Origin of the sequence: Paenibacillus sp. TCA20, assembly GCF_000732325.1 — a bacterium.
Taxonomy (GTDB): Bacteria; Bacillota; Bacilli; order Paenibacillales; family Paenibacillaceae; genus Paenibacillus; species Paenibacillus urinalis.
Genome location: NZ_BBIW01000010.1, coordinates 149,400 through 166,518 on the forward strand (window position 1 = coordinate 149,400; position 17,119 = coordinate 166,518).

The following is a 17,119-nucleotide window of genomic DNA, read 5'->3' on the forward strand; positions in this document are numbered from 1 at the left end:
GTGATTAAAGACTTTTATCGCATCGCATGCATTATCTCAGTAAAGGATCAGAATGAACTTGATAAGGTATTTGTATATGACGATTACTTTACGATTAACGAAACCATGAATCAGGCTGCAATCGGACAGGCGCTTTGCGGTGGAATGAGCATGCAGGAAGTATTCCAGAATCAGATTGATGATTACATTCAGGAATATGGGATTCAACCGAACAGAGTCACGGTCGTTGGCTATCAAACTAAATCAGGCCACAAGGATATTTCAGTCGTTTTCTATAAAGATGGAGTTGAACAGAAAGTTCAAACAGCTGACGGATCCATGAAAGCAGTAGCTTATTATCACAAGGATGAGCGATTAGACTACGGGCTTGAATTGTTTGAGTTTGATAAGGCGCTGCCTAACGGTAAGCTCTCTCTCAGAGTGGGTGAGCAGGTGCCAACTGGCGATGTGAATCTGGCTTATATCCATAGCCCGCGAATCAATGTAGAAGAGAACGTATCTTTGATTGATACTTCTTCAGTCAATGAAAATGTAATCCCTATTGATCAGATTGAGTCCTTAGTTGTGCCGGATGCAAACGGTGTTCTCTCTTATGCTGATGTGGTTTCCGATGATCAGCCGATCATTATGCGTCCGCCATACAGCAGGTTTCCATCCAAGAATATCAACATCACTAGACGATTTACGCAGAACGAAACTGTAATATCCAATGCACTGTTCTATAAATTTGAACTAAAGTATCATTACGACAGTGATCCGGGAGAAGCAGGAAAGGTAATACGTTACACTGGCAGCCAAATTCAGCTAACCGATGAGAACGGAAACCTGCTAGGACCTGAGTTTAAACGTCTGATCTATGCTCAAGCGACTGAACAGAATCCTAAGATCTATTGGGTGAAGATTTATATTCAAAGCAATACAGATGAAGAGCAGACCTTTAAGGTTCGCTACAATCATGTCGAGACTCCTGCTCCAGATGAAGAATTAAAGAGTACCACAAAAACGGTGGAGCTTTATTCTAATCAAGGGAACGTTGGATTGATTGAGGGTGGTAAGCTGCGAGTGATCAATGGGATCGGCGCGTACGAGCAGGTAACAGCAGAAGACCTGCGGGCAGCCGAGGACATTCAAGAGGTGTATTCGATTGAGGAATATCCGGATAAGGATGGATATAAAATTACGGTACCGCAACGTTCTATGAATGACCCAAGAGCACGTAACGCATTCAACTATAAGCTGTCTGCCACCTATTTGGATGACAAGAACAACCAGCGCACATTAACCTTTGGATACGTAAGCGATTGGACAATGAATGCAGACGCCCTCCTTGCTCATGAGAAGCTTGAGTTTACCGGAGAGTATAAAACCTTGGGCGTGAATATTGGCGGCGGATACGTAGACGCACGGAGCCTCATTCAATCGATTATGCCAGTAGACATGCCTTCTCTTCCGATGGATGCCATATTTAAAATTGAAGATGCCAGCGGGAACCTGCTCTATACAACTCAAACCGCTTCAGACAATGGATCAGTAGAAAGCATTGTAGCAGAAAGCGGAAGCTCACCGGCACAGGCAAAATCAAATACGACAACTGCTAAGTGGACGGGAGCCAGCGGAAGCAATGTGAAACTGAAGAATAACCCAATCGAACATCAGGTTACGGTCTATCCTGAACAGCAGAAGTCAGAAGTAGACTTCACATGGGAAGCCAGCGGATCAGGAGAGATCATTACTTCGCAAAGCTATCAAGGACGATGGAAGGTATGCCAAAACGTAACGATCGAAAAAGCCTTCACAGCAAAGCCGATTGACGTATTTACAGGATGGGACTTTATCGGCTCCAATGAGACACGAGGCAAATGGGAATATAACAAAGCCAGAGATGTACTTCTGCTTACGGTAAATAAAATCGAAGTCAGTGGCTACTACAATGGTGCCCACAAAGATAAAGAGAACTACATTTTCTCTGCATGTGTTACGGTAAACGACCACAACGATGATGACGTGATCGGGATTCAGTTCCGAGTTAACAATGATAAAGAGTACTATTGCTTCCTATGGGAAAAAGATCAGCTCATGCGCGAGCCAGGAGCCAACGGTAACGGCGTAGGTCGCGTACTCGTGGATGAACGCGGCGTATCTGCGGTGCTCTACTACAAGAATCCAGACCCTAATAAATTTAACAGCGCCTATGAAGCTGAAACGAATATGACAAAGTACATGTCAGACTACGGATTTAAAAACCGTAAGAAGGGTATATTCAAAGCCAGCCCGACTACACTTCCGCCTTACTCTGATGCACTGCATCCGAACTGCCAGTACAAATCAGACCGGACGGGATCATCCTTTGAGAATATAACGAGCAACGTAAACTATAATGCGAAAGGATGGGTACCGGGGGAGACATATAAGATTCGTGTCGTGGTTGCCGGTAGTAAGTTCCAGGTCTACATCGGTAACGATACTTCCGATGATGCATTAGGAACATTGGTTTGTGAAGCTGAGGACAGCACCTACAGCAAAGGCTCTTACGGAATCTGTAATATCTCTCAAGAGAATGCGCTATGGTCTAAACTGAAATTCACAGAACTGGATGTTCACGAACTCTGCACAGACTGGGAGAACGTGACGCTAACTAGTAACGATTGGGTTAAAGTGTCCGACAAGAAGCCGGCCGACATTTTAACCCCACTCATTGAACAATACATGAAAGACACCTATGGTAATGACATGCCTTATACTGTTACGACTCCAAGTGTTGTCGGTGATCCGGCAGACCTTAGAGCAGAGGTTCGAAACGATGGCTACATTTGGGCAGTGACGAACAGCAGCCAGGCAGGAGGGACGTTAAGTACTCCTTGGCTAACCAGTGATAATCGCAAGAATATTACCGGCACAGGCAAGGCGGTCATGAGGGCAGACGGCGTTATGGATGTAACACTCACCCCGCCAATGCTAACGAAGGATAATATACCGATTGAAGTTCAGAACTTCTCTTGGAATCGAATATGGGCAACAAGCGGTGAAGGCGTAAACATTCGGATTAACGGTGACAACTCTGTTTCTGCTGAGGTCGATGTGCCGCCGATCATTCCGATTGGAGCACCACTCACCCTGCCACTGGAAGGAACAGATAAGATTTATAAGCAGGAAGGTATGAAATCGATGGGCCTTCTTTTCGGGACAGGAAACATTCTCGAGAAGCTAAACATTTCATCCAGTGTTCCTGCAAATGAATTGCTTCTGCGTATCGAGAGAGGGGATTCAGCGGGTAACAATCGGGAGAATCGAGTGAACTATCGCTGGCATTATAACTGGCAGAACCGAGAATACTTCGAGGTGGATCAGGCAAATCGAGGCGTTAACCGGATGCGCATGAAAAACATCCTGCAGCCGGGAACAACAAATGTGATCGAAGGGCTTACGGCTGACCTTGTAGCGTGGACAACTTTCGAAGAGCTAGAGTCAGTGCCGGTGTTGGCCATTAAGATTGATGATGATAAAAAGATCGAAATGGAGAAGCCAAAGGTTGAGCGAGACAACACGGAGATCGACAACTGGTATGTACGGGTGAAGAACGGCAGGGTGAAGAAGCGATATGTCCTTCCTTATTATGAGGCTGGTGAAAAAGTCCCGCAGCTCTATGTATCCTATCCAGAATTGATTCCATACGCTCCGATGAATCCGGAAGAACGAAAAGAAATCATTATGGATTATACGGTGCCGGAATATACGAACCAAGAGTTCTACAATGAACCGGTCATTCTGATTGATCGAGAGCATCCTGTCATTCTCAATGATAAAGCGATTCAAGTTGGATTCACGCCAATTGCGATGGCATCCGAAGCTGGCGTAAGCTATCTCGAAGTCGAAGCGATCCGAATGAATCAGTCTCGTAAGCTAAGAGTTTCCGACATCGATGCGAAAAAAGGTATCATTTATCTGCACGATAGGATTCGAGATCAGGACGAAGTGATTGTACGATATGCTTATGTAGAGGATTGGTACACGTACCGCGGGTACAATCGCAGCGGAGAGTTCTTCCATCTGGACTTAAACCCAAGTCCAGGACACCGATTTACGATGGCCCAAGATGGATTTCATGAATGGGTGCCGGGAGATGTGACGCTGCGCGAATCGTACACAACGACCGAGAAGCAAAGCAATGAATTATTAGTTAGACAAATGCACGTCTATCTAAGACCCACATCCATCTGGATACAAGAGGAATCAGGACCTCAGCTCATTAGTGGTACAACTCGTAATCAAGCGATCTTCCATACGGATGACAACTACTGGTTTGAGCCAGATGATTATAACTATGATCCATCCATGCTTCGACTAGGGAAAGTAACAGTCCAAGCCAACTCCAGCCTTAAGAAAGATGTGGTCATTATGGACACCCGGACAAGAGGCGGTGGTCTGGATGAAGCATTATCTAAAGCGGTCATTGCCAAGGTAAATAAAGAATCACTTTACCATTGGGATATCGGCTACTTTGATGGAGAAGCGTATCAGGAAAATGGAGTCATTATTGTTCGGCTCCCGCGCAGTATCCTAGCCACTCCAAATAATCCAAACGGATTTAGTGAAGCTGAAGTGCAAGCAGCTGTAGCGAAGCATAAAGGATACGGAATCCTGCCGATCATTGAATACTATGATCTGCAGCCAACCGATCTTAACGTGCTTGGTAATCCAGAGTTCCTTTACGGCAAGCACCTGAATGAATATAACACGAATCTATCAAGCGGATTATACTTCATTAATCAGCAAGACCTCGGTACTGGCGACAACTCTATCCTTCAAATTGAAGAGGGAGGCGTATACGGCATCCTGCTATCCACAGCCAATCTGGAGTACAGTGATTACACTTTGGATATCAAGGCGAAGAAGATGTCTAAGGCGGAGGATCGTTCGGCAGCTGTCATCCGGTATGTATATCGAAACGGAGAAACGGCAGAAGTACCGATGGCCACAATCAACAGTGAAGACTGGATGATTTATACGGCTGACATTATGAATGACGGTAATATTGATTCCATCATTATTCAGGTGAACAGCAAGGAAGCTAAAGGTGGCATTCTTGTAGACTATGTTAAGATGTTCCCGAAATTTACGGAAATAGATGGAGTGGAATTTATAGAATTGTAATGCGTTACATGATATGATAATACACAGCAGCTCGCATATACTGCGGGCTGTTTCTTATAAGGAGGAAAAGGTATGCCAATCACAGATACAAGGAATATCGTGCAGTTTGTGAATGAGCTTGAATCGAGGATTAATAACTTAGATCAGGACCTTTTGGATTGGGAGAATAATAAAAGCCAAATTCTAAATGCCCTGCCTCAGATCAATCTCAACCGCACGAATGCCATCACTGCAATCGTTAAAGCAGAGGATGCACTAGCAGAGCTTAATACGGCAACTTACGGTGTCGTTGCGGCTAAAGGGCAGCGCCTTAAAAAACTGCTCGATGATCTGAAAGCACAAGTCATTGAGATTGCCGAGAATGCACCAGGCAAAGGCATTGAGATTGACTCTTACATTCAAGATGAAATCAACAATGCGATCGCCGGTGTAGACAGTGCAATTCACGATGGATTAAAGCTGGACTATCGCATTAGGCAAGTTCAGGATATGGCTCAAGAAGGAGTAGAGTTTGCTCAAAAAGAAATCATTCTTCCTTTTAGCCATAAAACAATTAATCCATTAAATCATTATGAGGTTCAGCTCGAACCGCAAGAAGGCGTAGAGTATGTCAAAGGGGATGTGACAGTACTTGATGCCGGCGGGGATCGCGTTGTGCTTGGAACGAATCAAGAAGCCATTACTGGAACGATCTATGAGAACGGAACGATTATTCTTTCTGAGTCTCCTAAAGTGCCAGTAACGCTGATTTATCCAGCACGGCTAAACTTTAATGATGTGCCAGAAGACTTCTTGTATTACACGTTGCAAATGATGCTATCGAAGTCTAGTCCAACCCTTACATTCGTTCAGAAAGTTGAATCGATCGTAACGGAAATCCTTACAGATATCCGGTACATGAAGGGAACGAACTGGACAGTAGATCACAGCATTATGCGTAACCGAAAGGACATACTGCTGGAAAGTATCACGCCTAAAGGTTTGCAGGTAGATGTCCAAAACGGAAATGTTCACGCTATGTTCAGCTACAACGATCATCCGAACTTGAAACACTTTGTTCTGGAGAAGTTAAATCCAGAAACGAATGAGTTCGAGCCGTATGATGGGGCTGAGGGGATTATTTCTAAATGACCGAGTTGATGAGCCGATACCAGGAATTGAATGCAAGAGAAAAACCCGAAACTTCTAGCCGAGGGAAAAGAAATATGGCTGGTATTATTGTCAGTGAAGGATTTGCAGAACACATGAGAGTTACCTCAGGAGATCATGAACTTACGCCTGTAAGAATATCTGTCGACGGAACTGTTGCTCCTGCAGATGAAGAAACATTCTTAGCATCTAGGGCAATCCCAAGCAGAGGTAGGGGGTATAACTTTCCTCAAGAAATATTAGGAACCTTTTTTGATGGGTTGAGGACTAATATAAGGACAGATGATCTTCCGTATTATCCAGGAGTGAATCCTATTGAATTTGCTGACGAGGAAGTGCCAGAAGATGCATATACGCGCCAAGAAAGTTTCGACGATTATGCTGTATCTATTTATGCAGGTGGAGTACCTATTCCTGGAGTCTTGAGATATGAAATGACAGAGCAATTTGAAAACAGGAGAATTGAAGGCTACTTAGAACTACAGCGTTTTGGCGGCGATTCGATTTTGTATCAGGTTGCCAGGGAGCAGGAATCCCGTATCCGAACTATGATGATACGCATGATTAGAGACAGTGGTGAAGTGATAACCCAAGACGTGACCAATGTGCACTGGATTCGCCGGACAATCAGCAGATCGGCAGGCGAAGACATGGAGACTGAGCGCTTTTATTTTACAGCTAATTCTATCAGATCATATGGTAGTGAAAATTAAAGTGAGGGATTATATTTGACGGAGTTAATGAGTCGATATCAGGAAAATGCAGTTCAGAAGCGAATACATCTTCAGGGGATTTTGAAATCTGGCGAAGACGGGATGAAGTTTGAAGATGGCTATGATACCATTGCCCGAACGATTGCCGGTCAGATAGCGTCTTGTAATGAATCCAGGCATCAACCGGAAGATGATTATCGATCAGATTATTCCCTTTGTCTACCGGAAGTTTTCCTCCGATTCTATTTGAGTGACAAGAAAGTCTCGCTGGAAGAAGCAGAAGAAAAGCAGATTATGATGTCGATCGGGGAGCTTGATATTTATACGGAATGGTACGGCTATTCAGAGTATACGATTGAAGGGTATTGTGTCGAAAACTTCACCATCGGTAACCATGACATTGAATCGATCCTGAAGACGTATAAGGGGAAATACGCACACATCATTATGGAGATTTATTGAAGGCAGCTCGTAGGCTGTCTTTACATACGAAAGGAGGAGTGACATGTTAAAGACTTTAGCTAGGGTGCCACTATTTTGGTTACTGTTTTCTTGGAATATAGGAGTAGTCATCCTTGCTGGTGTTATTATTTATAAGTTATTCTTTTGGATTCTTGGGTTTTGGAAGTGCAAGACTTGCAAGAAAGCACATTGGGCTGACACATTATCTTGTAACTATGAGAGCGCAAAAGGATATGTATCAGGTCCTTTCTGTGAAAGTTGCTACATTGTTTTTTTGGAAAGTCGCACAATTAAACCGCCACCGCCCAGCTGGCGACCATCGAAACCAGCACCACCGAAACCAAGGAGTGGACAATAAAGATGAGTAACTATTTAGACCAATTCCTTTCCACGCTCCCGCAGACTCAAAAGCAAAAGCTTATGGAGCTTCTGGAGTTAAAGCAAAGAGAAGGATACATCAAGAGTGATACCGAGTTCCAAGCCGAACTCGAACGGCTGCTTAAAGTCTTGGATTCAGCGAATGCAACGCCGACTTTTCAAGCTCGACACCAAACCGGCAAGACGGATTCCAGAAGTTATAACAGTAACCTTGAAGAGATTGCATTTGATCTCTCTACAATATTTGCAGCTTCGAACCAGATCGACAGCTTAATGGATGATAATCAGCGGTTGTCACGGTCAATGCTTGCAGACATTCGCAAGAAAATCTATGCCCTTGAAGCAGAGGTTGAGAAGCAAGCATTGATAATGAAGAACACAGATGGATTCGTAGAAGGAGTCCATGAGCAATTCAAAGCTCCCCAATATACTGAAACTAGCGAATCATCGCTTGCAATTCTCAGAAAAGATCGCTATGGCCAATATCTAAATAACAAATACAGTGCTGAGATTGTCAGTGACTCACTACAGCTTGCTTCATTCGAAACGATAGACCAGCTTAAGAATCCCTATGGAAGAAAGCTGGCATCGATTCAGGTGTTGAACCGGATCGGAACAGTGGCCACAAATAATAATCATCCAATATCTAATGCCATAGATGGTTCGCAAGAAACCTTCTGGGCAGAAGTCATTCTGGCCGATGATGTGATTACGCAAAATATCAGTGATCTGTGGACACATGACTATGAAGGCTATGAGATGGATGGGGCAATGTGTGAGCTTGAAATTAGGCTGAACGGTATTACGACCGTATCTGAGATTAGCCTTGATCCGTATGCTTCTTATCCTCTTGAGATTGTGGCCATTCATGGATATGAATCTTCCGATTACGCAGGGAAGACTTACAAACTCGTTACGCCTAATCATGAGAATCCGCATCAGCGAAGCAAGAAGTCTGTAGGACAGATGACATTCCAATTCCCATCGGTCGATGTGGCCAAGATTCGTATCCTGCTTCGCCAAGAGAATTACGTAAAAGAAAACTATCTGGTGAATGTAGATGAGCAGAACAACATGGAGCTGTGGAATAAAATTGCAGGTTCCGCAGAACTTATGCAGCTCGGCACCGATGCTATTGCCGATCAACGGGAGCCAGGGGAAACCATTGCTGAGTTCGATAAGAAGAATCAGCTTACAGGCTGGAGCCAATATCTCACAGCGCTTCAAGAGTGGGCTGAAAAGCAGGGCGACAAAGCGAAGTCTGTTCTAAGTGCTGCCAAGTCAGCCATGGAGCAGGTCAGAATGGGTAACTATCAAAACCCTATGATGCTTGCTCTGCGTTCGATCAGTGCAAATACGAATCAAGCTACAGTGGATGAAGGCACACTGAGTCAGCAATATATTGCAGCCAACAAGCTATCCTATCTTTATGGCTTATACAATGTCAGCATTACCGGGCGGAAGTATTTGCAAAGATCGATCTACGTGTCTGAAGGACTGCCCGTGTCCGGAAATGTGAAACGCATGTCTCTTGTTACAGAGGAGAAGCATCATGATATGGATTTAGAGAATGGGGATAAGGCACGGATCACGGATGTTGAGTACTACATCAGCTACAAAAAGAATCCAGAGCCAACTGCATGGCATCCTATTATGCCGGCTGGCAAGGATTATGTAAGAGGCGAACTCCTGCTAGGCAGCTCGGTTGGGGGCGATGATTATCTCCTGCAGAACACCATTAACTTCAGCTTTCGCTTCCCTGTCATCTCTAAAGATACGGTTACTGTCCGGAGAGATGGCGTGCCAATCGGCGGTGACCAATATGTCATTACGGATGATGGAAAGAGAATAGGGATCAGGCAATCATTCTATTCTGCTTCCAGCATCTACACTGTAGACTACAAGCCAGCGAACGAGGCTTATTACGTTGACGTGGATGCAGAGACTGTACAGCCAATGCAGTACATTAACCCACAAGGGGAAACAGGTGAATATTTCAACGGCGTGAATGCGAACAACACGATCACGCTGCAGCATACTCCTTACGTTTACCGGAGTGAGATCTTCAATTACGACTCACAGAATGACCGCTACACACAAGACAGCAGTCAGCTCAGCATGGATAAACTTTACTATCCGGTTATCGTCCGGGTTGGCGGAGTGGAGTACAAGAATATCACAGACTATGCTAGTGGCACTTATGATAAGAACCGGCTCCAAAACGAGAACGATGGCAGGAACTTTGCTCAAATTGGCAACACCCTTTACTTCCCTATTTCCACATTTGATGGAGAGCTGAAAGATATTGTGGTGGACTATTACTACCTCACAACAGACGTTCGATTAAAAGCGATCCTGCGTAGAAATAGTGCCGGTTACGAGAGCGTTACACCTTCCGTATATAGCTGGTCCATTCGTTGTCAGACTTATGATCAAGAGGTGCGAGATGAGTGAACCTATTAAGAATAATTCGCAGCTCCTGTATGAGCAGGCGAAAGCACAATTCGATGCAGCTAAAGCCGCATTCGATGATGGAAGCATTAAGACAAATACGAAGCTGATACAGACTGTCTTCCAAGCGTTCGAGAGCTTCTTCACTTCGATAGGGCAACCGCAGATGGTCTTGCGGCTTGCTCCCGAAGGCGGGCCGCCATGGTCAGAAGATTACAACAACATGATGGATGAGATTAAAAAAGACATGGAGATTATGTATCAGGAGATTGATCTGATCGGCAGGGCGCTGTACACGGATTTCAATCATAACATGGTACAGCACAGCATCCTGCAAAGTCAGTTCGGTGTGATACAGGATAAGCTAAAAGACCTTCAGCTTCTATCTTCTAATATGCAGTCGAACGGAAAGATCACTTTCCACCGCAATGACTTTCTGAATAACGATAAGATTGATTATGATCGCACAACCGGAACGGCAGCTAGTATTGAGAACGGGATTGTGACGTTACCGCAGACGGACAGTATCAACTTAAGTCAGGTGGCACAGGTTACGATCATTCCAGGAAACAAGACTTACGACAGCTTCATTCTCGGCACGGAGTCCAACGGATTCCCTGGCAATAATCATGAGGTGACAGTGAGCGGAGGAAACACTCAGAATGACTACACCTACCAGTATGTTGGCGGTAAAAACAATCACGCCGCATACGGATCCGTGCTTGATGGAAACCCGGATACATGGTTCGAATACGAGTTGGTGAATATCCGAGATCATGATAAGCAGAACGTGGCCAAGAACCTAGGCTTTGCTTATCAGGTGCATGGAAATCAAAGATTGAATTGGGCAAGAGATCCGGAGAATGGCGTGCTGAAGCTTCATATGCAGATCATCTTGAATGAAGCGACAACCGTAAATGCAATAGATGTTGAGATGTATACACCTCCGAACCAAGGTGCAAGAACAGCAATCGTAAAAGACATTCTTATTTCAGACGGCAGCGGGATGCCAGAATCCGTAATCGGGTCAAATAAAAAAGATGATGATTATGTATTTCATTTTGCTCCACGAACAGCCAAAGTCATTTCTGTACTGTTTGAACAGCGAACAAAGTATTACACCGATATTGGCCATGAGTACTATGAGCAGAATCAGCAAGCCGGAAGCGATATTGACTATGCCATGAATACCGCAACCAAGCAGGTTAAGCCAGGCTATCTTCCCCGAGTGGAAGGTCCGCTCATGGCACTGCAAGATATCGGTGTTGAAGTTAGCGTAAAGGATTCATCTGTTAACGCCTACTATCCGCTTCAAGGTGAAGACGCTTCAAGTCCGGTGCTCGATGATGCCATTACTTCTTTATCGAGAGGCATCACACAGCAGACGATTGATATCGGCACAGAGCGCTTCGAGGGCTGGCGCTACACTATCGGCATCCGAAACATTAATGTTTACTCCTATGAGTATGAGCAAAGCGGAGAGATCGTAACAGAGCCTTATTTCTTTGAGCAGCCGCTAGAGAAGATTACGCTGTCTGTCGATGAAGACAATCCTCTCATGATTGAAAATGCACAGCCAGGAACGGAGTATAAATGGATTAAATACTTTATCTCCATCGACGATGGTGCAACGTGGTATCCGATTTCACCGCTTGAGCATCAAGAGTATAACAGTGGTGGGGAAGAGGCGCCGCCTAAAATATATACGGTGCAGCAGGTAGAGAAGTCGAGCCAAGCACTTACGACAAAGACCGGCTATATTGAATCAGAATATCCAGTATATAGTCTCAGATTAAGAATGCTATTCGAAAGACCGGAGGATGAAGAATGACCCAGAAGAATAAAACGCCTCTCTTAAAAGGCTTCACGATTAAAGCATACACTGGCGCGGAGGCTTCCGATAGCGAAGCTTCCCTGCGCAGGGCAAGTACAAGCGAATCCGGCAGCGGTTCTGACGTTGTTGATCCGCCGTATTATCCGCCAGAGCCTACGGATCCGTCTGCGCCAGATAACCCTGGGGGCGGTGGGACGAATCCAACCAATCCAACTGACCCAGAGAATCCAGGAGGCGGCGGAGGATCGGGTGACGAAGATAACCCAGGAGGCGGAAGCAATCCTGACAATCCGGGCGGAGGCGGCGGAACGGACGACCCAGAAGATGATCTTCCTGACGACCCTAGTGATGGTGTCTCGAGTAATGGGCGCATCTATATTAGAATCCTTGAAAGAAAAGACAATCCGGATAAGTACTGCTTAGGAATAGATTATCCTGTTAAGGTGCGTGCTTGGACAGCGAGTGAAGAAGAGAAGATTATAAAAATTGTTCTCAAATTCAAAATGCGGCACAAAGGTGGCAAGCTAACAGAGTTTGTTTATAAAGAATACACCTATCCTGGAAGTGTTGAAGAGAGCATTGAACTCGTCATACCAAAGGCAACATTGGATGAATGGGGAGTTAAAGAAAGAACTTATCTGCAATTGATTGCTGTCGTTTATACGGACCAAGGAAGAGATACACACACCACAGACTATGTGAGATTCGAAAACTGTGGGGAAGAGGAGGATGATCCAGATAAAGATACAGACGGGGATGGGATTCCAGATAAAGATGATCCTAATCCTGAGCAGCCAGATGAGCTGCAAGTCACCATCACACCTAAGACAACAGAGATATGCTATGGTGATGATTTAATCGTGTCTGGAGTGGCTGACGGCCCGTATCCAATTACGAAAGTCGTTATGCTTGTCAACGGAACACCTCTTGAAGATATCGTCACAGAGGAGCCTACAGAGCCGGAGACGCCGACTGAGCCGAACACGCCGAACAGCATCAGCTATTTTGTAGACGGCTCAATCTCACCATCAAGTATTAACCAAGATTACTGGACAGGAAATAAAGCCTTTAGCGGGAATGTCCAAATTACTGCAGGTAATATCGTGCCACTGAATATACAGCCTAACTTCTTTACCGGAAGAAACCAATGGCTTGATTTCATGGAGAAGGTTAGACGAGCGCTTGCTCCTGAAGAAGATACGATCTATACCAAAAGCAATATCAGTATTCAGAATTTTCATGCCTATCTATGGAAGTTCCATCAAGACAACTTAAGAGGACTAGTCACATTACCTCAGCCGTGGTCGACGTTTAAGTCGTGGGCGGTAAGTAATTTACCGGGATTGACGGAGCTTCAGCTGGGCAGCATCTATGCAACCTATAAGATCAAGGCCATCAGCTTCTTCTTCCCAAGTGCAAGCTCATATCTTTCAGGAGATATTATTGATACGTTGTCTGACCTTGTGGCCAAGACGAATACGTACACCTATCACTGGATCGACTTCAATGATATTCAAGGTAATCCGAGTGTCGCGGCTTGGGCGAAGGATGGGGAGCTGCCGCAATTTTATTCCTTTATTAATTTTGAACCTGATGCCTTGAATGCCAGTGTCATCAATCTTATGGCATACCGGCCAACAGATTATACGTCTAACTCTTCAAGGGATGAGAGCGACACGCTGACGCCGCTGGACAAATACAAGAGCTACTGGCTCCCAGTAGGATCGCTAGGAACAGCAGACCTGCAGACACTCAACAACAATCAGCCCGCATGCCGACCATACATTGCAGGAGAGATTGCAATCCATGAGATTGGACATGCTGTTGGATTCTACGGGGCGGACTATTATAAGTTTGATGCTGGCCATAAATATGCAAGCGACATAGGTAAGAGCCTGCACGACTACAGAGAATGGCAAGAGATTAGCGGGTGGGACTCCATCAACTGGTCGGGTATGAGACAATACTACAAGCTAAATAAATCGAATCCGGGAACGAAGCTAGACAACGGAAAAGAAGCACCTGTCACTGCTTATGGATGTACGCAGCCCGCAGAAGGATTCGCTGAAGCTTACAGATTGTACATTATCAATCCAAGTTTCCTGAGAGACAACTTCCCTAAGCAATACGCATTCATGGAGAAGTACGTTAAGAACATGGAATCCATTGATGTAATGAGCACGGCAAGCTTCAGAAGAATGAGTGAGACGGTTGTGATCGATGGCTACCATAGTCCTTTCTGGATGGCTGCTTCGCCTTATGAACAAACCTTCAACTTCCGATACCCAACGCTTGGTCATGAAGTAGGTGACAGCTTTGTGGTTGAAGTGAAGGCTTATGATAGCGAAGGTAACGAGGCATCCGACAGCATGACGGTCACAGTGAAGGATTGCTCAATTGATCCGGAAGGACCGAAGGTGAGAGACTGCTTAATGTTCGATACACTGCATGTGGAATACTACGATGCCAATCTTCAAGACATTAAAAAGTTTGATATTCCTGCCGACTGGCTCCCGTATGAAATTAACAATGGTGACGGGGCAACGGCCATGTTCGGATGGGGAGAAGACGACACGATTACTGCATGGTTTAAAGATGGAGGAAACAGCAGTGGCTACGGATTCCAGCTCAGCTCGATTGGCGTCAATTATTTGGATGAACACAATAATGCAAAAACAGCCTGGGCATCCAACATCTATTACGAAACCGCAGGTGTAAAGAACAGCAGGAAGATGCTTGGTGATCCTACAGGTAAAGATACTTCATGGATGAATCAAATCCTCACAAGCGGCAGCTATACGGAAAGCCCATCGATCGGATCGAAAGGTGACTATGTTAAATTCAAATTCCCTTCTGCTTGGAGTTCGAATCAATGTCCGATCAATAAAGATATTATCCGTCCAGAAGATGATGACTCGCCAGAAGAAGATCCAACGAACCCGAACGTTCCAGATTATGATCCGGAGAAGAATCCAGTCCGCGACTGCTTGATGCTAGATAAGATCATCTTCCAGTATTACAGTGACGTGACCAAAGAAATGCAGACGAATATTGTGCCTTTGGAATGGCTTGTAACTCAGGAGTTGACGATCGAGACGAAGGCGGGGCCTGTTACACTGGTTGCAGGATGGTCGGATTATTATAAAGGCGTATCGCTTATGATCCGGAATGCAACCGGCGCAAACAACATCTTCCTAACGGGAGTCGGCATCATCTTCAAAGACTTCTATGATGATTCGAAAACCGCATGGGCTTCGGATATTAACTTCAAGACAGCAGGAGCAAAGAACACCGGCTGGATGACTGGCGGGCCGAAGAACTTAGATGAGCTGCCATGGGTGGCAGAAGTAGATGCAGGAAACTACGGCAATGCCCCTGTGATCGGTAAGACAGGAGACTTCATTGTAAGCAAGCACATGGATTTATTTACTTCTCAGGTCTGCTCCATTGATCCAGAGCATAACTCTGACCCGGAAACAGGGGTAGGAGCTGATCCAATTCTTGAAGTCACTGTGCCATCACTTAATCCGGAAGAGATTACGCATTGTAATACAGACCCATTAACCATTGGAGGATATGCAGAGATTGCACCTAAAGTTACTGAGATTAAAGCGACATTCAATGGAGAAGAGTTCTATCAACGAAATGGTAATGCGTTTCACGAAGACTTTAACTTCACGATTCCTTCAAGAGCGTTTGGAGAAGGTGGATCAGGAGGAAGCAGCGAAGGTGGCATTGCAGATATTATCTTCTTAATTGACTACTCCGGAAGTATGGGTGAACACATTGCCTCAGTTGCAGACAATGTAAACAACTTCATCAGAAGGCTGAACGATGACAACGTAGACTATCGACTTGGATGTGTGCGATACAGCGATATTAACTATAGTGAACCGACTACCAAGACATCGTTGACCACAAGCGCTTCAGAGTTTGAATCCATGCTAAGAGCAATTGTACTGGCCGGTGGAGGAGATACAAGAGAATCGGTTCTGGAATCCATTATGGATCCTGTGAATGGGGCACTCACTTATGATTTTAGAGAGAATGCTGCGAAGCACTTTGTCTTAGTGACCGATGCGCATTTCCACGATAAAGAAGTGGATGGAATGTCTATCTATACCGCAGCTCAAGCCATAAGTGCTATGAGGGAAAAAGGTGTTATCATCAACATCATTGGTCCGATGGGTGAAGGAATGTTCACGCTAAAACAGCTTAGTGATGGAACTGGTGGACAGTACCTTGATATCAAAGGAGACTACGGAAACCAGCTCACGAGTATTTCTGGCCAGATATCAGAGGATGCAGGTGAACTCATATCTGGATACGTAGTTATTACAGCAACCGGCACAGATGGCAAGACTGTAACACGCCGAATTAAAATCAATGTAGTGGATTGCTCGGTGCCACCGCCAGGGTCAACACCAGATGAAGGAAACATCGAAAACAGCTACGACTTACTCTTTAGATTAAGATGGGGCATTCCAACAAACACTGCCTCTGACGCAAGATCAGATATGGATCTTCACGGATACCTTGATAGAGATGAGGCTAAGCATATATTTTACGGCTCTCGCGTGGATGCTGAGTATCCGGGTTATCGATCATATATTGAAGGAACGAATAAGATTTATCTAAACTTTGACTATGCTGACCATATGAGAAATAGTGGGATCGACCATTGGAATAATGAAGTGGAAATCATTACAGTAGATGGGTTTGTTAACCGAACACTTACTCTTGTAGTCGATAAATATTACGGCGTGGATGTTTCTGATCTTGATCGAGCACCGCAGGTTGAAATTGTGGATGCAGGAACAGGATCTATACTTCAGACAATCGTTCTGAGTCCTACTGACTTCAATTCGAAGCGTTCTATTATCGTCTGTGATATTGCTCTAAAAAACCCTGGTCAAACTAAAATATCTGATATTACAATAAGAAAAGAACCAAGAGATTATCCAACTCCAAATTAAGAGGT

8 protein-coding genes are annotated in these 17,119 nt (G+C 44.9%); all 8 read left to right on the forward strand.

Annotated features, from left to right (window positions below; translation table 11 throughout):
* The 8 genes from TCA2_RS18640 to TCA2_RS26330 all read left to right on the forward strand — a co-directional run bounded on the left by TCA2_RS18640 (nucleotide 1) and on the right by TCA2_RS26330 (nucleotide 17,114).
* Nucleotides 1-5,151: a hypothetical protein gene (locus TCA2_RS18640; RefSeq protein ID WP_052512200.1), complete on the forward strand. Its 5,151-nt coding sequence runs from the start codon at nucleotides 1-3 to the stop codon at nucleotides 5,149-5,151.
* A 72-nt stretch (nucleotides 5,152-5,223) separates the two neighbouring features.
* Nucleotides 5,224-6,282, forward strand: coding sequence for a hypothetical protein (locus TCA2_RS18645; protein WP_047913114.1), 1,059 nt, complete (start codon nucleotides 5,224-5,226; stop codon nucleotides 6,280-6,282).
* Nucleotides 6,279-7,013: a hypothetical protein gene (locus TCA2_RS18650; protein ID WP_047913115.1), complete on the forward strand. Its 735-nt coding sequence runs from the start codon at nucleotides 6,279-6,281 to the stop codon at nucleotides 7,011-7,013. Before TCA2_RS18645 ends, TCA2_RS18650 begins: the two co-directional genes overlap by 4 nt.
* Nucleotides 7,014-7,028: 15 nt before the next feature.
* The gene (locus TCA2_RS26325) at nucleotides 7,029-7,475 is read left to right on the forward strand and encodes a hypothetical protein (protein WP_052512202.1); all 447 of its coding nucleotides are present in this window, start codon (nucleotides 7,029-7,031) and stop codon (nucleotides 7,473-7,475) included.
* 113 nt (nucleotides 7,476-7,588) lie between these two features.
* Entirely contained in the window at nucleotides 7,589-7,843 is a 255-nt protein-coding gene (locus tag TCA2_RS18660; protein WP_047913116.1) for a hypothetical protein, read from the forward strand.
* The gene (locus tag TCA2_RS18665) at nucleotides 7,836-10,307 is read left to right on the forward strand and encodes a hypothetical protein (RefSeq protein WP_047913117.1); all 2,472 of its coding nucleotides are present in this window, start codon (nucleotides 7,836-7,838) and stop codon (nucleotides 10,305-10,307) included. The genes TCA2_RS18660 and TCA2_RS18665 overlap by 8 nt, the downstream gene beginning before the upstream one ends.
* Nucleotides 10,300-12,135, forward strand: a complete 1,836-nt coding sequence (locus TCA2_RS18670) for a hypothetical protein (protein ID WP_052512204.1) — start codon at nucleotides 10,300-10,302, stop codon at nucleotides 12,133-12,135. Before TCA2_RS18665 ends, TCA2_RS18670 begins: the two co-directional genes overlap by 8 nt.
* Complete coding sequence (locus tag TCA2_RS26330) at nucleotides 12,132-17,114, forward strand: VWA domain-containing protein (protein WP_052512206.1); 4,983 nt, start codon at nucleotides 12,132-12,134, stop codon at nucleotides 17,112-17,114. Before TCA2_RS18670 ends, TCA2_RS26330 begins: the two co-directional genes overlap by 4 nt.
* Nucleotides 17,115-17,119 lie beyond the last annotated feature (5 nt).